Source organism: Iningainema tapete BLCC-T55, from assembly GCF_014698965.1.
GTDB lineage: Bacteria > Cyanobacteriota > Cyanobacteriia > Cyanobacteriales > Nostocaceae > Iningainema > Iningainema tapete.
The window spans coordinates 12,630-33,511 of sequence record NZ_JACXAE010000054.1; the positions used below are offsets into that span (position 1 = coordinate 12,630).

Genomic DNA, 20,882 nt, shown 5'->3' on the forward strand with positions numbered 1-20,882 from the left:
GTAAATTAAAAATCGTAAATAAACTTACAATTCGTACATTGTAGATCCTACTAAGCACGGACAGAGTGCCAACCAAAGATTTGCGGCTCCCTATGCGGATTACTTTATATTTCTGTGCAGTTGGTAAATACCCCTCAATTACTTCTTGTAAAGAATAGCTTGACAATATACAAGTTTTGTGCATTTAGGAATATTCTTTACATCCCTTCCTTTCCAATATTAAAAGAGGTTATTCCTTCAGAAACCCGGTTACTTAAAGAAACCGGGTTTCTTGGCGTCAGACCGGAGTTGTTAAGTAAAAAACTGCTATAAGCAATAATAGGAAATAACAGTATAGCGATTTACCGACAAATTTAGTTAAACAGATATTAAAATTTTGTGTATTTTTTAACTCAGATGATATCAGGTGCCAAAGAATGAATTCCAGTGAGTCTAACGAACCCAAATCCACCGATCAAGAAGAAACAGTCGAGGAGCAGCTGGAAAAAAATCAAGAATTATTTCCGATCGTTGGGATTGGAGCTTCTGCTGGTGGATTGGCGGCATTCACGGAGTTACTTGGGCATCTACCGACTGATATCGGTATGGGATTTGTGCTAATTCAGCATTTAGACCCCGAAAACAAGAGCTTGTTGACCGAGATTCTGGCAAGGATTACCCAAATGCTAGTGATTGAAGTGGTAGATGGCATGACTGTGGAACCCAACCACGTCTACGTTATTCCGCCCAACACGAAAATGATCCTTGCCCAAGGCAGGCTGAGACTCTCGCCCCGCGAGAAAACCGGTGGGACGTATATGCCAGTTGATGTTTTCTTTCGTTCATCGGCGGTGGAACTAGGGAGCAAAACGATTGGAATCGTTCTGTCGGGAGCGGATGGAGACGGTGCACAAGGACTAAAGGCACTTCCCAGCGGCAGGCGGAATTACCTTTGCTCAGTGTGAAGCAACGGCAAAATTCACTCTTTATGCCGAACACGGCGGCAGCTACAGGTGATGTGGACTTTATCTTGCCCCCAGAGGCGATCGCCGAGAAACTAGCTAGTATCAGCCGCCATCCCTATGTCAAGGAGCCTCACCCAGTAGAAACGGTTGAGGGACTCTCTAAAAGCGAGAATGCTCTGCAAAACATCTTCAAGTTGCTGCAGGCAGCCACGGGAATTGACTTTACCTATTACAAGCACACCACCCTCAAGCGGCGAATTATGCGGCGGATGGTTCTGTACAGGTTGGAAAAACTGGAGGATTACGTTACGTATCTTCAGAACAACCCTGCGGAAGTGGAAGCTTTGTTCCAAGATTTTTTGATCCATGTCACCAGTTTTTTCCGAGACGCTAATGCTTTTGTTGCCTTAAAAAATCAGGTATTTCCCAGCATTATGCAGAATAGATCGCCCGAGTCGCCAATCCGCATCTGGGTGGCGGGGTGTTCAACAGGCGAGGAAGTTTACTCCATTGCCATCTGCTTGCTGGAGTTTTTGGACAATCAGCACTTGCCCACAATTCAGATTTTTGGCACAGACATCAGCGATTTTGCCATTGAGAAAGCCCGATTAGCTACATACATACCGGGCGTAGTCGCTCAGATTTCACCAGAACGTCTACGACGCTTCTTTGACAAAGTGGAGGGCGGATACCAGGTGAGCAAGTTTGTCCGCCAGATGTGTGTCTTTGCTAAGCAAAACCTGATCGCTGATCCACCTTTTTCCCATCTGGATCTAATTAGTTGTCGGAATGTACTGATTTATTTGGGACCCGCTTTGCAGAAGAAGGTGATACCATTGTTCCATTACAGCCTCAAACCAACAGGCTTTCTCCTGCTTGGAACCTCGGAAAGTACGGGCGAGTACTCAGATCTGTTTACTTTAGTAGACAAAAAGCAGAAAATTTATTCCCGAAAGTTGACACCCACTCGGCTAAACTTTGACTTCTTTAGCAACGATTATTTAGGACAGAAAATGAAGGCTCCGGACACGAACTCGGATGGTGGGGAAGGTCTTGATTTGCAGCAAGAAGCTGACCGGATTGTCTGGAATAAATATGCCCCCCCTGGTGTAATTATCAATAGCGAGTTGGAAATCTTACAATTTCGGGGAGAAACCAGTCCCTACCTTGCACCAGCACCCGGAACGCCAAGCTTTAATTTGCTCAAAATGGCTCAAGCAAGCTTGCGGTTAGAGCTGCGCACAGCGATCAACCAGGCGAAACGCTTAGAGATCCCGGTAAGAAAGGAAGGCATCCAACTCACTACTAAAGAGCAATTGAGGGAACTCAATTTTGAGGTGATTCCTTTCAAGGCAACCCCAACAGAAGAACGCTACTTTTTAGTTTTGTTTGAGGAAGTTTCCGCGTCAGCTATTGGTCAGTCAGCTGATGACAACCGTAGCGTGAAGCCTATTCGGGGGAAGCAGACAGCCACAAAGCAGGAAATCCAGCTAAAACAAGAACTTGCTGCCACTAAACAGGAGCTTACTGCTACTAAAGAGTATCTGCAATCGATTATTCAGGAGCAGGAGGCAACTAACCAAGAACTCATGACCGCCAATGAGGAGATCCTCTCCAACAACGAAGAGTTACAAAGCACAAATGAGGAACTACAAACCGCCAAAGAAGAGATTCAATCGACAAATGAAGAACTGAACACCACTAACGAGGAATTGCACAGTCGGATTCAAGAATCAAACAAGGTCAACAGCGATTTGCGCAATTTACTCACTAGTGTCAATATTCCCATTGTTATATTAGCAAACGATCTGAGCATCCGACGTTTCACGCCGAGCGCAGAAAAAGTCTTCAACCTGATTGCGACTGATGTGGGGCGACCAATCAATCATATTAAACCCAATCTTAACGTCCCAAACTTAGAGCAAATGATCTTAGAGGTGATTGATAACCTCATTATTAATGAACTTGAGGTTCAAGACACCTCCGGTCATTGGTACGATCTACGGATACGCCCTTACAAAACTCTAGAAAATCAAATTGATGGCGTGGTGATCGTGTTGGTCGATATTGACGCCTTAAAACGCAGCACTGAGCTGCTCAAAGAATCCCGTGACTACGCCCAAGCGATCGTGGAGACAATACAGCAACCTATAATAGTGCTGGATACGAACTTAATAGTGGTTACAGCGAATCAGTGTTTCTATGAGACTTTCCACGTTTCAAATGTAGAAACAGAACACTGTAGTATCTTCGCTCTTGGCAATGGTCAGTGGAACATTCCTCAGTTGCGATCGCTGCTTGAAGAAGTTCTTCCTCACAACACCCAGATCCATAATTATGAGGTTGAGCATACATTTGAGCAAATCGGACACAAAACAATGCTGCTGAATGCTTGTAAAATACAGCGAGCAGACAATCATCAAATGATCCTCCTTGCCATCTCTGACATCACTGAACGTAAGCTGTTTGAGTCACAACGCAACCAGCTACTGATGCAGGAGCAGTCGGCGAGGGCTGCTGCCGAGACAGCCAACCGTGCTAAGGATCAGTTCTTATCAATCGTCTCTCACGAACTACGGAATCCTCTCAACTCCATACTAGGCTGGGCTGAAATGCTCCGTAATCGCTCTTTTGACGCCCAAAAGACCGCTCAGGCGCTGGAGATCATCGAGCGTAGCGCCAAGTCGCAAGCTAAGCTGATTGAAGATCTCCTCGACATCTCACGCATTACCACAGGCAAACTCCAACTTAATATCAGTTTGATTGATCTCGTAGCTGTGATTGAGGCAGCCATTTATGTTATCCGTCCATCAGCTGAGGCTAAAAATATTCAAATAGAAACCTTGCTCGGATCGCCGGACACCCTATGGGTGTCCGGCGATCCGGAGCGTTTACAGCAGGTACTGTGGAATTTACTCTCTAACTCCATCAAGTTCACCCCAGTGGGGGGACGGGTAACAGTCAAACTTGAGCGTGTTGGCTCTTTTGCCCAGATTCAAGTTATTGATACAGGTCAGGGCATCAGTGCGGAGTTTCTACCCCATGTCTTCGAGCGTTTTAGTCAAGCAGATACCAGTATCTCTCGATTTCATGGTGGACTCGGAATCGGACTTTCAATTGTGTATCATTTGGTAAATTTACACAATGGCACGGTTCAAGCTGAAAGTCCGGGTGAGGGGCAAGGCACAACTATGACATTGATATTGCCATTATCGCACACAGACACTTCTGTGTCAACTAATTTGTCGCAGAGATTGAGGAATCGGCAGGAAGTGCCACGGGCTACCATGCCAACGCTCTTAGGTGTGCGGGTACTTGTGGTTGATGACGAAGCGGGTTTACTAGAGTTACTGAAGACAATTCTTGAAGAGGTAGGAGCGCAAGTGACGGCGGTAGGCGGGGCAAAAGAGGCGATCGCCATTCTCAGAGCGAATAGGAGTGAATATGATGTTCTGTTGTCAGACATTGGGATGCCAGATGTTGACGGCTATGAGCTAATCCGTCAGGTGAGGGCGCTTGATGCTGAGTTAGGGGGAATTCCGGCGATCGCCTTAACGGCATACGTGAGGGAAGAAGAGCAAAGTTCGGCTCTTGCTGCTGGTTTTCAAAGGCATATTGCTAAACCAGTCGAACCAAATCAATTGGTATCAATGATTGCCGAACTTGTTCAACTGAATCAGTCTTAAGCTGGTGGCTTGATTGCGACAGGTCGTTCCAGTTCTTCCCGCAATGCTACAATAAGTTTACAGAGATGCTCAACATCTTGACTCTGCTTGACTCCAGCCCCAAAAATCTGTTCAATTGCGCGTGCGAGACGCGAGGCTTCAGCAAAACCAAAGCTAGCTAACGATCCAATGAGTAGGTGGGCTTCTTGCTGTGCCTTTTGCCGCAGTTCTTCAGTTAGTTTACCCGCACCCAGAGTGGTAATAGCGTTTTCTAAGACGCTAACGTGAGCGCTGTACTTGGGTTTAAATCGCTCCCAAATCCCAGCCTGTGCCGACGACATGTGTAGTTCGGGCTGTTCTACTGTAGTTTGGGGAACCGTTGCTTGTGCATGCTTAACTTCTTCTCCTAATCTGAGCCGATATCCTAGTCCGTATACTGTCTCAATGCTTCGATCCGCCCCAGCTTTCTTAAGTTTCTGCCGTAAAGCCTTGATGTGTGCTCTAACAGTATTCTCAGAAGGGATTTCTTCCGATGACCAGAGATAATCGAGCAGCTGTTTTTGGCTATACATCCGGTGGCTATTACGCATAAGCATTTCTATTATAGCATATTCCTTAGCAGTCAAATGCAAAAGTTGCCCATCGCAAGTCACCCTACAGCTACCGGAGTCAAGCTTGATATTTCCCACCTCTATTACTGAGGAGACAGCCGGAGTTCCGCGCCGGAGCAGAGCACGTATGCGAGCCAATAACTCATTGGTGTCAAAAGGCTTGACAACATAATCATCAGCTCCTGCATCTAATCCAATAACTTTGGTAGTGCTACTGTCCAAAGCTGTCAAAAGCAGAACTGAGGTGCTATCTCCGCGATCGCGTAGCTTTCTGCAAAAGTTTAAACCATCCAGCTTTGGCAACATGATATCTAATAAAATCAGGTCATAAGTAAACACTTCGACAAGGGACAGTCCAGCTTGACCATCCATTGCCAACTCTACTACGTAATGCTGTTTCGTAAGTGTATTCTTCAATACTTCAGCAGTCCCTTCATCATCCTCTACTAGCAGAATTTTCATAGATAAGTATTGATCATTGCTAGATGCACATCACGTTTAAAGAAACATCTATCGTTGGAATTATGATTTCATACTTAATAGATAATATCACTCCGTTTAATTACTTATAAATAAAATATTAACTCTTAGTTGCGATCACAGCGCTTTTAAGAGTGTTTGAGCGCGGTCATCGCAACTACAATCTTTTATATTCTTAATATTATCTACTAACTCATTCACAAAATCTTCACTTTCTTTTTTTATATTTATAGTTATGCCCAGCTATTCCCTGAGTTAGCCAAGAGCTTTTACTGTAAATAAGATGAAAAGTTTTAAAAATAGTCAAGGAATTAGAAGTTAGAGATTCAATATGACTTACCAAATACGCGACCAAGAGAGCCATCTTCAAGTACCAAGAGGTATTGACGCCGATAAAATTCTGGAACTTGAGGAGAAAGTAGAGTTTTTATTAGAACAAATAGAGAGCTTAAAACAATATCTGTGTCACAAGAATTACGAACTGCAACAGATAGAGCAAGAGTTGGGTTATACAAATAAAGAGTTGCGCGATGCACTTAATGCAAAGTTACTAAATATTAATGAGGCGATGGAATTAGCTAAAAACTTATTGGCAAGCAATAAGCCTACGAAGGATATTCTAGCTGAATTACTCATCGCTATCTATAGCTCTTGGTAATTAGCATTTAACGCTTTTTTCAAGCATTAGAATAGGTCGCTAGTAATAGCAATCACTAACTTGGAGGTTAAATTTAAAATGCTAAATCGTAGTATGCCAAATAGTTTTTGCGACTTGCATCCTCAAAAAGATAGAGAGCCGATCAACCATTACCAAAATGCACAAAGTAATTCTCCATCTCCTGCCCTTGATGGCTTGCGCGTATTTGTGGTAGATGACAATGCAGATAATCTGAAGTTGGTGAAGATCATTTTTGAAGAGTACCAGGCTGAGGTGGAGACGGCAACTTCAGTGGATGAAGCTATTGAAGTGATAGAAGAGTGGAAACCAGACATTCTGATCAGCGATATCAGTATGCCACACAAGGATGGCTATTCGCTAATTCGCTCAATCAGAATCAAAGAAGCAGAGGTTGGTGGGTTTCTTCCCGCTGTTGCTCTTACAGGTTGTGTGTTTCCAGAAAACAGTCGTCTAGTTTTCAATGCCGGGTTTCAGATGTTTATTCTTAAGCCATTTGAGGCTTTGGAGCTAGTTGCAGTTGTGGCAAAACTTACTGGAAGAACCTGAACGTGTAGAGACGTTACATGTAACGTCTCTACGTGATCGGTGTACCCCCACCCGTACTAAATATCTAAATCCGTAAGGTTGAGTTTAGAACCGTAGGTTTCGATAAATTCGCGACGGGGTGCAACCCTATCGCCCATCAAAATCGTGAAAATGCGATCAGCTTCTGCTGCATCCTCAATTTCCACTAGCTTGAAGGTGCGGGTTTCTGGGTTCATAGTAGTATCCCAGAGTTGTTGTGGCATCATTTCACCCAACCCTTTAAATCGTTGGATGGTGTAGTTAGCATTGTCGGGGAATTCAGCAATACGTTGTTGTAGTTCCCTGTCACTATAACAATAGTAATGATTCCGTCCCCGCTCAAGTTTGTAAAGTGGTGGACAAGCAATGTAGATGTAGCCCTGCTCAATTAACGCTCGCTGATACCGATAGAAGAAAGTTAACAACAGAGTACGGATATGCGCTCCATCTACGTCAGCGTCGGTATTATGCGCACACAAACCCCCAGTACCACAGACAAAGTTTTCGTCATCCTGCACTGAGAAGTCATAAACGTACTCCCCAACTGGTTCGATCTCAGAGGCACTAATCACCTGCAATCCCATTAAATCATCGCTGATTGGCACATAATCTTGCGCCTTGCGAGTCGGACTTAAAAGAAGTGCTTCCAACTTATGGGCATTAGCATGACGTTGCCAAATTTGACGACACAGGTCGATTTGCTCTTTGCCACAAATTGTGATGCTGTAATAAGGATGTCTTGTTTGAATGGGAGCATCAGGAAGTGTTGACGGCTGATGATGACTGTTAGCAGCAATTATACCCAATTGCCCCAACAGGTATAGTAGCCCATCTTTAAGAGCAACAGAGTTAGTGGTAAAAGACAGGTGTTTACCCACTGTAGTGCCATCACCAAGGAAATAGCCTTCCAAGAAAGCCAGTTGTAGTTCTTCAGATAAACTAAATAGGATATCCGGCAACTTCTTGAGGTGCGCCCGCTCAGCTAAACCCCATACTCGCAATAATCTAGCGGCGGCGACACTGTGGAAGTAGAGTTTAATACCATCGCTGTTTGGATCGTTATACTGGCGTGGAGTTTCCCCAAACACCGCTTCAATTGCCGCTTTAATTTCTGGAATAAACCGCTCATCTTTCTTACCCAAGTTGAGGCTAACTTGGTGTTGACTCAAAGTTCCTTCAGCAACGTACCAGCCCAAGAACCACATTAATTCAGAAGTGATGGGTAAGTAACGCCCAAATGCCTTTTCTTCATGGGCTTGTGGGACAATTTGTACATCCTCTCCCAGTTGTGCCAGTTCAGTGAATGTAAATTCGTCTAGGGGTTTGTAGCAACTTACCTCACGCCAACGAGCGTTTTTGCTGGTATCATCTTGGGCTAGTCGTTCATCAATTTTAGATGGCAACTGCTCATATACAACGTGATCATTCCAGGCGATCGCATCTAAGTAACTGAGGAATTGAGATAAAATCGGTTTGTTGACACCGCGTTCCCAGTGACTAATGGTAATTGGCTGCTTAACACCGCAGACGGTTGCCACTTGCATCTGGCTGATTCCTGCTGTAGTACGCGCTTGTACAAGCTGCTGCCATGCATCTTCGTTAAGTAGAATTCGTGGTTCACTCCACAAATCTGGGCGTTCTACCTTTGCCAACACCCGTTTTGCTGCTACTTGCCGTACATCTTCACCTTTGACATACAGTCCTTTGGTTAATTCTGCACTGTAGAAAGTTTCCAGTAAGTCAATGCGTGTAGGGCTGTTAGATGGACGAGGTAAACGACGACTAGCTACTAATATATCACCGGGCTTGACTTCATTACCCTTCTTCAGTCGCACCTGCCCATCTTCAAAGACAAAGACACTGTGAGAAGATGTTACCTTGACCGAGCGGTTGTAACGGGTTTTGATCTTGTACATCGGCTCCTCATGTCCGTGGCGAATCACGGCTTTGAGGGGTCGGAAGCGGGTATCATGGGTTACTTGGTCAAAACAGATGACTTGGTATTCTTCGGCGCTGCGACGCCCTTCTACACAATCATCAATAAAACCACCTATGGTGACAAACTCTGTACGCCCAGTATTATCCATCACTAGAGTTGGTTCATCACCTGCAACGCTCATAATGACGATGCGGTGATAACGCAGTTGGGAAGCATCGAATTCCTCACCCTTGACACCCAAGCCCAGTGCTGTAATCAAAGACTGGATTTCAGTGTTTTTGTAGATTTTGGCATCGTCAGTTTTCTCGATGTTGAGGATTTTACCACGTAAGGGGAGAATTGCTTGGAAACGGCGATCGCGTCCTTGTTTTGCACTATTGTGAACAAATACGCCACTTGCCAAAGCAAAGTTATGGGTATGGGGAACTTCGATGTCGTAAACATCTACCCGTTCTTCCAAACGTTCGATGGAAACAACACGGTGGTTGTAATTGGTGACTGCTTCAACAGCAAAAACCTGATTACCATCAAAGTAGCGTTCACAGAAAGTGTCAAACCGTAATAAAGACTTGTCTCTTGTTTGGAGACGGTATGCTTGATAAGCATCCAAATCCAGCTTGCCAAGATCAACTTCTATTTGCTTAAGAGCAGCAATAGTTTTGCGATAGTAAGTTTGCTGCAACGCCGCCTTACGCTTTGCGCGAAACTCTGGAGTCCATTGTTCCTGAGTCTTTTCTCTTCGCCACTCCAACAACGCCTCGTCTTGCCATTGTTGTTTTGCTAGCAATGAATGAGCCTCTCGTGCTTGAGGGTTATTAGCAAAATGATTGCGAACTCGTTCAGCTTGAGCTAAGCAGTTTGCTGCATCGCTCCAGTATTCTTGCTGCGCGACTTTGAGTTGCTGGCAATTTTGCTGACGGTAAGTGTCGTTGCTGTTGTAAAATTCTCGCCACTTGCTAACCATATAAGCTTTGTAGGCTTCATCTTCCCATTGCTCGCTAGCTTGTTGTGAGAGAATCTGCCGCGTTTGCTCCTGCTGCATTCTTTTGCTCATCTTAGCTCGGTATTCTTGGCTTTGACGAGTTTTGCGACTCTTTTCAATCACATCTTGCCGATGCAATGTTTGTTCAATATGAGCGCGGTGTAGCGCCAGATGTTCAGCAGCAGATAAACGCTTTAGGTTTGTAGGGTTGTTATTACGCTTGTTGAAATCAATATGATGGCAATGATCGCCGTCGGCAAGCTGATAAACCCCCTGCCATCGATTATACCAATCTGCTACCAGGTGGGTAAATAGCCAGGAATCAGAACGTGGATTCCAAACCATTTCGTAACCATCAATGGTAATACCTGGTTCACTCGTATCTGATAGCTTGCGATACAACGGCATGAGCGAATCATCCGGTGTTAACAATGCAGCAGGCTTGTAAGTGCCATCTCGCAACATGAAGCGGTGATCTGGTGTACAGATCAGGGTTTCTCCGTTATCTAACGTCACCTTGATTACTTCAGCGTTGGCTTTTGTCATCCGGGGGTTGATAATGCGTTCTATGCCAAGAGTGCCGTCATTACGGATGGTATAGCAAAAATGCTCTTTCCCTATTGCTTGCTCAGCGACAATTTGTTTGAAACTGAGCGTTCGCCCATCAGCTAATGCTACAAGTGTATCTCCATCAAAGCACCCGCCTGCAGAATCTCCTTCCACGAGGAATATTTCTGATTCTTTGGGATCTCTTGTACTGCAATCTGCTAACTTACCAGGTAAAGGTGAAGACTCTAGTACCGATTTACGCCGCACTAATTCTCGTGCATGACGGGCTGCTTCTGCGGCTTTGAAGGCTTGGATGGCTTTATCTAAAACCGAATCGGCAATACCGGGGCGAAATTCTAGGTATTCTGTGAGAACTTCTCCCACCAAAGTATCGACAATTCCCCGCACTTCGGTGTTACCAAGTTTAGTTTTGGTTTGTCCTTCAAACTCTGGTTCTGGTACTTTAACAGAAATAACGCCAGTAAGTCCTTCACGAACGTGTTCGCCACTGAGGTTGGGATCTGCGTCTTTCAGTTTGTTGCGCTTGCGAGCGATCGTATTTAAGGTACGAGTTAGTACTGCCTTCAAACCTTCCAAGTGCGTACCGCCATCAACGGTACGAATATTATTGGCAAAACCCAGTACATTATCTGTATAAGCATCAGTACACCACTGCAATGCTACTTCTACTTGTACGTTGTTGCGTTCACCCTGAACAAAAATAATTTCTTCATGTAGCGGCTGCTTGTCGCTGTTCATGTAGGCGATGTATTCCCGAATCCCGCCTTTATATTCGTAGGTTTCTACCTTGGGTGTACCACTTTTGAGTAGTTCTAGGCGGTTATCGGTAAATGTAATTCTGACTCCTGCATTAAGATATGCTAACTCCCGCAGGCGACTTGATAAAGTAGTGTAATCAAACTCAGTATCAGTAGTGAAGATTTGGGGATCTGGCTTGAAGGTGACAGAAGTTCCTGTACGATTTTCTTTGTAAGGCTTGGCTTCCAGTTCCGTAACGGGAATACCACGTTCATAACGCTGGGTATGAACCTTTTTATCTCGCCAAACTGTAACTTCTATTCTCTCAGACAGGGCGTTGACAACAGAAACACCTACCCCGTGCAATCCTCCGGAAACTTTGTAGCCACCACTACCAAATTTTCCTCCGGCGTGTAGTACGGTTAACACTGTTTCCAAAGCTGATTTGCCAGTTTGTGGGTGGATATCGGTGGGAATACCCCGACCATCATCTGTTACCGTAACAGAACCATCGGCGTTGAGATCCACCTCCACATGGGTACAGTAACCCGCCAAAGCCTCATCAATAGAGTTGTCCACCACCTCATAAACTAAATGGTGGAGTCCTCGCGGACCAGTAGTACCAATGTACATACCCGGTCTTTTGCGGACGGGTTCCAGCCCTTCCAGAACTTGAATCTGAGCGGCACTGTAACTGCTCGTCATGAAAATTCTCCTGAGTAGTGGGGGTGAATTCGCCCAAAGGCGAAAAATACAAAAACATACCAAAATTATAGCACAAAAGCCTTGATGGCGACTGTGGGTCAATTTGAAGAGAAGTTTATTATAGGGATGTACCCTTTATAAGAAGGCTAATAGCTAATGGCTAATGGTTAATAGCTAAAAACAATTAACAATTAGCAATTAGCAATTAACAATTAGCAATTAACAATGACTAAATTAATTGTGATTTGTGGCGCAACAGCAACAGGTAAGTCGGGGTTAGCCTTGACTTTAGCTACGCGACTGGGTTCTATAATTCTCAGCGCCGATTCCCGTCAAGTATACAGGGAATTTAATATTGGTACAGCTAAGCCAACTTTAGCTGAACAAAAATTAGTACCGCATTATTTAATTAATATCTGCGCACCAACAGACACAATGACGGTAGCAGACTACCAAGAACAAGCTCAAGCCCTCATTTCTTCTCCCCCACTCCCCCACTCCCCTACTCCCCTCCTCCTCGTTGGTGGTACTGGTTTATACATACGTTCTATCACCCAAGGGATGAAGATTCCTAGAGTAGCACCGCAGCCGGAATTGCGATCGCAACTCGAATCTCTCGGTCAAACACAACTTTACGCTATGCTACAACAAGTTGACCCTGTTGCAGCACAGAAAATATATCCTAACGATATGGTGCGGACTTTAAGAGCATTGGAAGTATTTTATGTTACTGGTATGCCAATTTCTGCTCAGCAAGGCGAAAATCCGCCCAACTATCCCATACTGCAAATTGGTTTAGATTGTGATTCTGCTCACCTCACTACCCGGATTGCACAACGGACAGAAAACATGATAGCAGATGGCTTAGTTGGGGAAGTTGAATACCTTTGTCAGAAATATGGTGTTGACTTACCGTTGCTGAATACTTTAGGTTATCAAGAAATCAAGCAATACTTAGCTGGAGATATTTCTTTGGATAAAGCTAAAGAATTAACTGTTTTGCATACTAGGCAATTTGCCAAGCGACAACGTACTTGGTTTAGAGCATATCCTCAAATAGAATGGTTTGATGCCAACAGTTCTGATTTAATCGAGCAAGTTTGGCAGCGGGTGCAGAATTTTATTGCTAATTAATCTATCATAACCATGAACAATAAAATTAATATCATATTCAATATTTCGCTCATATTCAATATTTTGCTACTATTGCTTTGCAACTTATTTATATCGAAAATGGGTGGACTGCCCTATTTATTAAACAAATTTTTGCAGAAGTATTATTATAAAGTCAATGAATACCATTCTACATACCTCCATAAAAAAAGCCAGTTTGAAATACTGCCTAAATCAGAGTCAGCAATCATTTTTTTGGGAGATAGCTTAACTGAAGAATGTCAATGGGCAGAGTTACTAGAAAATCCTCAGATTAAAAACCGTGGTATTAGCGGTGATACAACAGAAAGAATATTGTATCGCCTAAACGCGATCGTAGAGTCAAAACCCAGAAAAATCTTCTTTATGATCGGTATCAATGACTTAGTTAATGAAGGCAAATCTGTAGAAAAGACTTTGGCAGGATACGAAAATATTTTAACTAGATTTAGTAATGAAATACCCAATACGAAAGTATTTATTCAAAGCGTTTTACCTGTAAACAACAAATTTCGCTACTGGCAAAACAATAACAATATATTGCAAATGAATCAGAAATTAAAAGAATTAGCTCAAAAATTTAACTATGAATATATAGATGTGTTTTCTCTTTTATTAGATTCTCAAAATCAATTAGATGCTAAATATACTTTAGATGGACTGCATTTAAATGGTCAAGGATATTTAGTTTGGAAACAAGCTATTGAAAAATATGTGATTGATTGATCATCCCAAGATACCCGACTTCGTAAAAGTTGTCGGGTATCTATGATTTGTAAGAGTTTTAGGTTATGGCTACCACTTTAACTCTAATTCTTGCCACAATAAGTAGGTAGGCGTAAATAAATGCTCGTTGGTAGTAAGGGCTTCAGCCCTTATAACTTACTCGCTGAGCGCTCTCACGGTACTACGAACGTAGAATTTATTTTATATTTAATTTTACCTACTTACTTATAAACATCTACCTTAACTACAAAAACCCATGCTCATCCAAGATAAACAACAACGTAACTGGAAACCCATCATCAAACAATTTGAAGCTGTAGTTGGCAAAAATGGTGTTGTGCAACGTCGAGAAGAACTCATTACCTATGAGTGTGATGGACTAACTAGTTATCGTCAACGCCCCGCTGTGGTAGTATTGCCCAGAACTACAGAACAAGTAGCGGAGGTGGTGAAGATATGCGATCGCAACTCCATCCCCTTCATTGCACGCGGTGCTGGTACTGGTTTATCTGGTGGTGCATTGGCTGTAGAAAACTGCGTTTTAATTGTCACATCTTTAATGCGGCAAATACTAAATGTAGACTTAGATAATCAGCGTGTAGTTGTTCAACCAGGAGTAATTAACAACTGGGTAACACAAGCAGTGAGTGGTGCTGGATTTTACTACGCTCCCGATCCTTCTAGCCAAATTATCTGCTCCATTGGTGGTAATGTAGCAGAAAACTCAGGTGGAGTACATTGCTTGAAGTATGGTGTTACAACTAACCACGTTTTAGGATTAAAACTAGTCCTCCCCGATGGTTCAATTGTAGACGTGGGCGGACAAATTCCCGAAATGCCCGGTTATGATTTAACAGGTATATTTGTGGGTTCCGAAGGTACATTGGGTATTGCCACAGAAATCACACTGCGAATTCTCAAAAGTGCCGAATCAATCTGTGTGCTTTTAGCAGATTTTACCAACATAGAAGCTGCTGGGGCGAGTGTTTCCGATATTATCAGCGCGGGGATCATTCCAGGGGGCATGGAAATCATGGATAACCTCAGCATCAACGCTGTGGAAGATGTAGCTTGCACTAATTGTTACCCCCGTGATGCTGTTGCTATTTTGTTAGTCGAAATTGATGGTTTGGCTGTAGAAGTTGCCGCAAACAAACAGCGTATTGCGGAAATCTGTAAAAATAATGGTGCGCGTAATATTACAATTGCAAGCGATCCAGAGCAGCGCTTAAAATTATGGAAAGGACGTAAAGCCGCTTTTGCCGCAGCCGGACATGTAAGTCCAGATTATTACGTACAAGATGGTGTCATTCCTCGTACTCAATTACCCTACGTACTAGGAGAAATAGAAGCATTAAGTCAGAAATACGGTTATCGCATTGCCAACGTGTTTCATGCTGGCGATGGTAATCTTCACCCACTAATTCTCTACGATAATTCCATCCCCGGAGCATTAGAAGAAGTGGAAGAAGTCGGCGGAGAAATTCTCAAGCTTTGTGTTAGGGTAGGTGGAAGTATTTCTGGTGAACATGGAATTGGCGCAGATAAAAAATGCTACATGCCAGATATGTTTACAGATGTTGATTTAGAAACCATGCAATTGGTGCGTCAAGCCTATAATCCCAAAGGTTTAGCGAATCCTGGCAAGATTTTTCCTACACCGCGCACTTGTGGTGAAGCTGCTAAGGCTATGAGTGATGCTAAGAAGTTTGAGGAAGTGTCCAGGTTTTAGAAATACGTAGAGACGCGATTAATCGCGTCTTTACAGGAGTACGGGAGAATTGTACAGATGCCCCGCCGGGACGTCTCTACGATTTCTTACTTATTAAGAATTGTAAAAGTTAATGAGGAGGCTTTTCTTATACCTAAGGATATGCAAAAATCTAGAAAGAGTATAATTTTGTCTCTACATTAGTAAATAAGCAATTACCTGCAAGTGTATATTCGCCATCCACAAGCAAGATTTGTAGGGATCGCATGAATATAGATCCATCGCAATCTACCACAGAGTTAATACAAAGTAATTCGGATATTCTTCAACTAGATTTAGCTAAGCACTATTATCGTAATTTTGAAGCGTTAGTGCGACGTATAACTGAGCTAATTCGCGACAGTCTCGAAGAAAGTCAGGTTTTGCAAACGGTTATTCAGGAATTAGCTCAGGTTTTAAAGGCAACTTCATGTCAAATTGAACTTTACAGCACTTGTCGCACAACAGCAACTGTTACCTATGAGTACACAACTACCTCAGCTCAGCGCTTGGGATCGATAAGGCAGATAGCAGACTTTCCAGAATATCAGCCACTTTTGCAAAAACAAGCTCTACACTCGGTGGAAATTGTTCCAGGATGGAACCCTCAGTTAAATGTAGTGACGCATTTGGCTTATCCGATTTTCGATGCTTGTGGGATACTGGGAAATGTTTGGGTGACAAGACTAACAAAAGAAGTTTTTGATGAATTTGAACTTATGTTAGTGGAGCAGGTAGCAAGTCAATGTGCGATCGCTATTCGCCAATTTAGACTTTACCAATTAGCACAAACACAGGTGATCGAACTAGAAAAACTTGAGCATTTGAAAAAAGAATTCCTCAGAAGCCTTTCGCGTGAATTACGCACACCAATTACTAGCATCAACCTCGCCGCCCAAACTCTAGAAAGTCTACTCCAACAAATAGGAGTAACAGAAATAGAGCTAGTTCCTCAGCTATTGCAGATTCTACATAACGAATGTCATCGAGAAAGCAAATTAATTGACGATTTACTCACACTCACCTATTTAGAAGCCGACGCCGAACCTCTGACTCCCATTGTAATTGAATTGCAAACCTGGCTTCCCGCGATTGTTGAGTCTTTTCGAGAACGTGCTAGTTGTCAAAGGCTCAAGTTAAACTTGAAAATGCAGAGTGAACTTCCTCCATTAGAGACAGATGTCACAGATTTAGAACGTATTATCACTGAATTACTCAACAACGCCTGTAAATTTACACCAGCAGGTGGAGCGATCGCAATTTCTGTTTCCCAAAAGGTAGACACAGTACTTCTGAGTATCAGTAATTCCGGAGTTGAAATTGCCCAAAATGAACTGTCACGCATTTTTGAACCCTTCTACCGCATCCCCAACAACGATCCTTGGAGATATGGTGGCAGTGGATTAGGTTTAGCATTAGTTCGTAAACTTGTCAAGCACTTGGGAGGCTCAATTTCTGTAGAGAGTGCAGCAGGTTCCACCACCTTCACTCTAGAATTTCCCCAGTTCCCTCCCTAGATCCCCGACTTCGTAAAAGTTGTCGGGGATCTAAGAAGACGAAATTCATTCCTAAAGCAGTAATTTCAGAAGTCAGAAAAAACTACTATATAAGAAAAGGCTTTACGAATCTTCATAATGAGTGTAACTACACAGCAGCTACAAACACAATACTCTTTTGAGAAACACATTTGGACTTGGCAGGGGTATAAAATTCAGTATACCGTTATGGGTACTGGATGTCCGTTGGTACTAGTTCATGGTTTCGGTGCTTCCATCGGACATTGGCGGAAAAACATTCCCGTTTTAGCCGCCGCAGGCTACCGGGTATATGCCATTGATCTGTTGGGATTTGGCGGTTCCGATAAACCACCATTGAAATACACTGTAGATGTGTGGGTAGAACTGCTAAAAGATTTTTGGACAGCACACATTCAAGAAAGAGCCGTATTTATCGGTAACTCCATCGGCGCACTCTTAAGTTTGATAGTAGTGACAGAACATCCAGAAATTGTCGCAGGCGGTGTTTTAATTAATAGTGCAGGTGGATTAAGCCATCGCCCCCACGAACTAAACCCACCACTACGAGTTGCTATGGCAGGTTTTAACAGGCTCGTTGGTCATCCCATCACGGGTAAATTGGTATTCAACCGTGTTCGACAAAAATCTCAAATTCGCCGTACCTTATACCAAGTTTATCGCGATCGCTCAGCCGTCACCGATGAACTAGTCGATTTGCTATATGCCCCTTCTTGCGATCCTGGTGCGCAGCAAGTATTTGCTTCTATTCTCACAGCACCCCCAGGTCCAAGTCCAGTAGAACTATTGCCCAAAGTTGAACGTCCATTATTAGTAATATGGGGTGCAAATGATCCTTGGACACCAATTACTGGCGCTAAAATTTATCAAAAAGCACGGGAAAATGGTAAAGAGATCAAAATTGTTCCCATTCCCGGTGCAGGGCATTGTCCCCACGATGAAGTACCAGATGTTGTGAATCGCGAAATTGTGGAGTGGTTGGCATCTTTATAAAAAAGAACGCGGATAAACACAGATGGTTATTATCTGTGTTTATCTGTGTACAGATTACTCCCTGCAAACAACCAATCCAAATTCTGCTGAATTACGACAATCCAACGAAATTGCTTGGTGTTATTTGCCACTGGTTGTCCATCACTATCTGGGTAGAAAATCTCTGACTGGGTTGGCGATTGGATTTGAGAAACCATACCGAACCTTGAACAATCTTGTTAATACAATATATCTAAAATAGCAAGTATTAGGCTATGTCTGGCTTAACAAGCGTGCCTGGTAGTAGAGGTTCGCGATCGCGTTTGAATGTTAATGATATCTATGGCAAATATTCCAGACAGCAGATATTCTTTGAGTATCAAGATTTTGAAAGGCTAGTTTCTATCATTTACTAAGCACTAAAATAAGTTGAAAAGTTAGCGATTAAGTAGGTGAACTTTGTGCGCGTAATTATGATTAATGTAGATGCACTCTAGATGCTGGGTATATAAAAGCGATTGGCTCTAAGATTGAATAATAATATTCTCATTTTCTGCAAGTGCCTTACTGCAGATAGTCGAAGATTGCTCGGGCGATCGCTGTGGACGGTTGAGCGGCGGGGGCTGCTGTATCAATTGTTGTATGAGGGCTAATACCTGCTAGCAGGTGGAGTAAAAAAGTGATGATGGCGGCTTGCATCAGTTTTTCTAGCATGGCAGACTCCTATCTTAGGGTGGATGTTTCTATAGTAGGTATTGAATATTACGTCATGCACCTCTTACTATTGATATACCCATCCGAGGGATGCGAATCCGGAAATATCGTCAGTAAAATTGCTGACCAAGTTATGGTAGCTTGACAAACCAGGGTTCTGAGCAAAACCTGGTTAGGGAATCCGAACAGCACTTCCCCTGTTGCAATCGTTAAAATGTACATAAATTAGTTACACCAGCACCTACGATGATTCCTGTCGTTATCGAACAATCAGGTCGAGGCGAACGCGCCTTTGACATCTACTCGCGGCTGTTACGTGAGCGCATTATTTTTCTGGGAGAGGCGATTGATAGCAACGTAGCTAATTTAATTGTCGCTCAACTGCTATTTTTAGATTCTGAAGACTCGGAGAAAGACATTTATATGTATGTAAATTCTCCTGGTGGATCAGTGACAGCAGGAATGGGCATCTTTAACACAATGAAGCAAATCCGCCCGGATGTTTGTACCATTTGTACCGGATTAGCAGCAAGTATGGGCGCTTTTCTCCTTAGCGCTGGTACTAAGGGTAAGCGCATGAGTTTACCCAACTCGCGGATCATGATTCACCAACCTTTGGGTGGTGCTCAGGGACAAGCTACTGATATTGAAATTCAAGCTAGAGAAATTCTTTATCACAAGCGGCGGCTAAACGAATACTTAGCCGAACATACCGGGCAACCTTTAGAAAAGATTGCTGAAGATACTGAGAGAGACTTTTTTATGTCTCCTGAAGAAGCTAAGGAATATGGCTTGGTTGATTCTGTAATCGATCGCCACGCTGCAGGTAGCCGTCCGATGGCGGTTGTTTAAACATGTAGAGACGTTCCGGCGGAACGTCTCTACGATTTCAAAATCCCGCTAACGGATCTGGCGGTGTTGGTTGGGCTTCGAGATATCTGAGAAAGTCGAGTAATTCTTCTTCGGTAAGCAAAGTACGTCCAATTTTACCGTAGGTTTTTTTGAGATGATCTCGTCCTTGTTCCTTTGTCCAGCCTAAGCGCTCGATTTCCACATCGGTTTTCGCAATCACATCTGATAAATCTATCGGTTCGCTCTTCTTCTTTTTCTTTGTTGTCTCTTTGGTAACTCCATTTTCTGGAGGATTATAACTGCGTGGTGTAAACGGTGTAACGTTACTATTCAACGTGCGATCGCTTGTGTCTGTTATTTTAGAAGATTTCTCCACGTAATTGAAAGGCGATAAGCTTTTGTCTTCTGGAGCGGACAACTGTGGTGCTGGCTCACTAATGACAGGATCTGGATTCACCTCAGGACTATTGAAGTTACTTTCGGTTGCAAATGAGGTAGGTGGTTCGAGTGTAAGAGAGTTGATTGTGGAGGAATAAACTCTTTGATTCAATCCCACTTCTAGCTCAGAAGTTGGCTTTGGCATTGGGCTAGGATGAAACTGCGTTACTGGTTCAGTAGACAATGGTACTGATTCTGAGGATGTAGTGCTGATTCCTAAAACCATCAACGCCCTGTTTCTTGCTTGATCTTCTGCTTCTTCAAGCTTGGACTCACAAGCCATTCCTGTAGCGCGGATGACGCCTTCTATTTGCACGCTGGCGCGAACAATATATTTACCATGATAAATTTGTACTAATTCAGTCAAGAGATTGCCTTGAGGATAAGAGCTCCGAAATTGAGCCAACATAATATTACCACCAACATAATTCTTTACTCACAGAACGCTACACGCGGCACACGCCCGTATTTCGATGGTAGCATGAGGTTACCAATCGCAAGATTAATGGCTACTATCTACCAATTCTACGTGAGCGGACTAGTGAATGCTATACTGATTACCTTATTATATATTCAGATCTATTTTCTATAAGTACGGTCTAAATCTACAATAATGTAGTAATGGTTCGTCCTCACACCTTGCTTGTGCTGCTGACCTAATCGTAACCAATTCTACATCTAGGTCAGTTAGGTTTATCAGCAGTTTCGCTTAGTTAAACACTAGAGTTTCATGGCGTAAAAGTACCCTCGCATCTCAATTGAACACCTGTTCCCCAAACAGCTTCGGCGCGGCAAATGTTGAGAGTAATCCTCTCAAAGCCTCTAATTAAACCCGTGGCAGAACAAACATATGGGAAAAATTATAT

15 protein-coding genes and 3 pseudogenes are annotated in these 20,882 nt (G+C 43.3%); 11 read left to right on the top strand and 7 right to left on the bottom strand.

The genetic code is table 11. From position 1 onward, the window contains the following. Positions 1-416 precede the first annotated feature (416 nt). Positions 417-944 (top strand): chemotaxis protein CheB, encoded by a 528-nt coding sequence (locus tag ICL16_RS47250; protein WP_337907016.1) that lies wholly within the window; start codon positions 417-419, stop codon positions 942-944. Further along, on the top strand, positions 941-4,630 hold the full coding sequence (locus tag ICL16_RS15615) for a CheR family methyltransferase (protein ID WP_337907017.1): 3,690 nt from the start codon (positions 941-943) through the stop codon (positions 4,628-4,630). The genes ICL16_RS47250 and ICL16_RS15615 overlap by 4 nt, the downstream gene beginning before the upstream one ends. On the opposite strand, the gene ICL16_RS15620 is transcribed toward ICL16_RS15615, so the two are convergent. Further along, positions 4,627-5,682 carry a response regulator gene (locus ICL16_RS15620; protein ID WP_190829310.1) on the bottom strand — a complete coding sequence of 352 codons (1,056 nt, stop codon included), beginning with the start codon at positions 5,680-5,682 and terminating at the stop codon, positions 4,627-4,629. The two genes, ICL16_RS15615 and ICL16_RS15620, sit on opposite strands and share 4 nt — an antisense overlap. A gap of 349 nt (positions 5,683-6,031) precedes the next feature. Here ICL16_RS15620 and ICL16_RS15625 point away from each other — a divergent pair, with 349 nt between their 5' ends. Continuing rightward, complete coding sequence (locus tag ICL16_RS15625; protein ID WP_190829312.1) at positions 6,032-6,358, top strand: hypothetical protein; 327 nt, start codon at positions 6,032-6,034, stop codon at positions 6,356-6,358. Positions 6,359-6,436: 78 nt separating this feature from the next. Then, entirely contained in the window at positions 6,437-6,925 is a 489-nt protein-coding gene (locus ICL16_RS15630; RefSeq protein WP_238360793.1) for a response regulator, read from the top strand. A 56-nt stretch (positions 6,926-6,981) separates the two neighbouring features. Here the strand turns inward: ICL16_RS15630 and ICL16_RS47255 are convergent. The 3 pseudogenes from ICL16_RS47255 to ICL16_RS47265 form a co-directional block, all read right to left on the bottom strand. Next, positions 6,982-7,407 (bottom strand): annotated as a pseudogene (locus ICL16_RS47255) (DNA topoisomerase IV subunit B); the annotation flags it as partial. Positions 7,408-7,413: 6 nt separating this feature from the next. Next, positions 7,414-9,063 (bottom strand): annotated as a pseudogene (locus ICL16_RS47260) (LAGLIDADG family homing endonuclease); the annotation flags it as partial. After that, positions 9,052-11,877 (bottom strand): annotated as a pseudogene (locus tag ICL16_RS47265) (ATP-binding protein); the annotation flags it as partial. The pseudogenes ICL16_RS47265 and ICL16_RS47260, both read right to left, overlap by 12 nt. Positions 11,878-12,102: 225 nt before the next feature. Here ICL16_RS47265 and miaA point away from each other — a divergent pair. The 5 genes from miaA (at position 12,103) to ICL16_RS15660 (ending at position 18,033) form a co-directional block, all read left to right on the top strand. Then, the gene (miaA, locus tag ICL16_RS15640; RefSeq protein ID WP_190829316.1) at positions 12,103-13,011 is read left to right on the top strand and encodes a tRNA (adenosine(37)-N6)-dimethylallyltransferase MiaA; all 909 of its coding nucleotides are present in this window, start codon (positions 12,103-12,105) and stop codon (positions 13,009-13,011) included. 99 nt (positions 13,012-13,110) lie between these two features. Further along, positions 13,111-13,755, top strand: a complete 645-nt coding sequence (locus ICL16_RS15645) for a GDSL-type esterase/lipase family protein (protein WP_337907018.1) — start codon at positions 13,111-13,113, stop codon at positions 13,753-13,755. Positions 13,756-14,011: 256 nt separating this feature from the next. Further along, positions 14,012-15,487: a glycolate oxidase subunit GlcD gene (glcD, locus tag ICL16_RS15650; RefSeq protein ID WP_190829320.1), complete on the top strand. Its 1,476-nt coding sequence runs from the start codon at positions 14,012-14,014 to the stop codon at positions 15,485-15,487. A gap of 245 nt (positions 15,488-15,732) precedes the next feature. Further along, positions 15,733-17,022 carry a GAF domain-containing sensor histidine kinase gene (locus ICL16_RS15655; protein ID WP_190829321.1) on the top strand — a complete coding sequence of 430 codons (1,290 nt, stop codon included), beginning with the start codon at positions 15,733-15,735 and terminating at the stop codon, positions 17,020-17,022. Between the two features lie 117 nt (positions 17,023-17,139). After that, entirely contained in the window at positions 17,140-18,033 is an 894-nt protein-coding gene (locus ICL16_RS15660) for an alpha/beta fold hydrolase (protein ID WP_190829323.1), read from the top strand. 29 nt (positions 18,034-18,062) lie between these two features. Here the strand turns inward: ICL16_RS15660 and ICL16_RS15665 are convergent, their stop codons facing one another. Further along, positions 18,063-18,230, bottom strand: coding sequence for a hypothetical protein (locus tag ICL16_RS15665; RefSeq protein ID WP_190829558.1), 168 nt, complete (start codon positions 18,228-18,230; stop codon positions 18,063-18,065). A gap of 57 nt (positions 18,231-18,287) precedes the next feature. On the opposite strand from ICL16_RS15665, the gene ICL16_RS15670 reads away from it, so the two are divergent. Continuing rightward, positions 18,288-18,428: a hypothetical protein gene (locus tag ICL16_RS15670; protein ID WP_190829325.1), complete on the top strand. Its 141-nt coding sequence runs from the start codon at positions 18,288-18,290 to the stop codon at positions 18,426-18,428. Positions 18,429-18,576: 148 nt separating this feature from the next. On the opposite strand, the gene ICL16_RS15675 is transcribed toward ICL16_RS15670, so the two are convergent. Next, positions 18,577-18,726, bottom strand: coding sequence for a hypothetical protein (locus ICL16_RS15675; protein ID WP_190829327.1), 150 nt, complete (start codon positions 18,724-18,726; stop codon positions 18,577-18,579). A gap of 246 nt (positions 18,727-18,972) precedes the next feature. Between ICL16_RS15675 and clpP the strand changes: the two genes are divergently transcribed. After that, complete coding sequence (clpP, locus tag ICL16_RS15680) at positions 18,973-19,578, top strand: ATP-dependent Clp endopeptidase proteolytic subunit ClpP (RefSeq protein WP_190829329.1); 606 nt, start codon at positions 18,973-18,975, stop codon at positions 19,576-19,578. 37 nt (positions 19,579-19,615) lie between these two features. Here clpP and ICL16_RS15685 read toward each other — a convergent pair whose 3' ends face one another. Continuing rightward, entirely contained in the window at positions 19,616-20,425 is an 810-nt protein-coding gene (locus ICL16_RS15685; protein WP_190829331.1) for a hypothetical protein, read from the bottom strand. Positions 20,426-20,882: the final 457 nt, after the last annotated feature.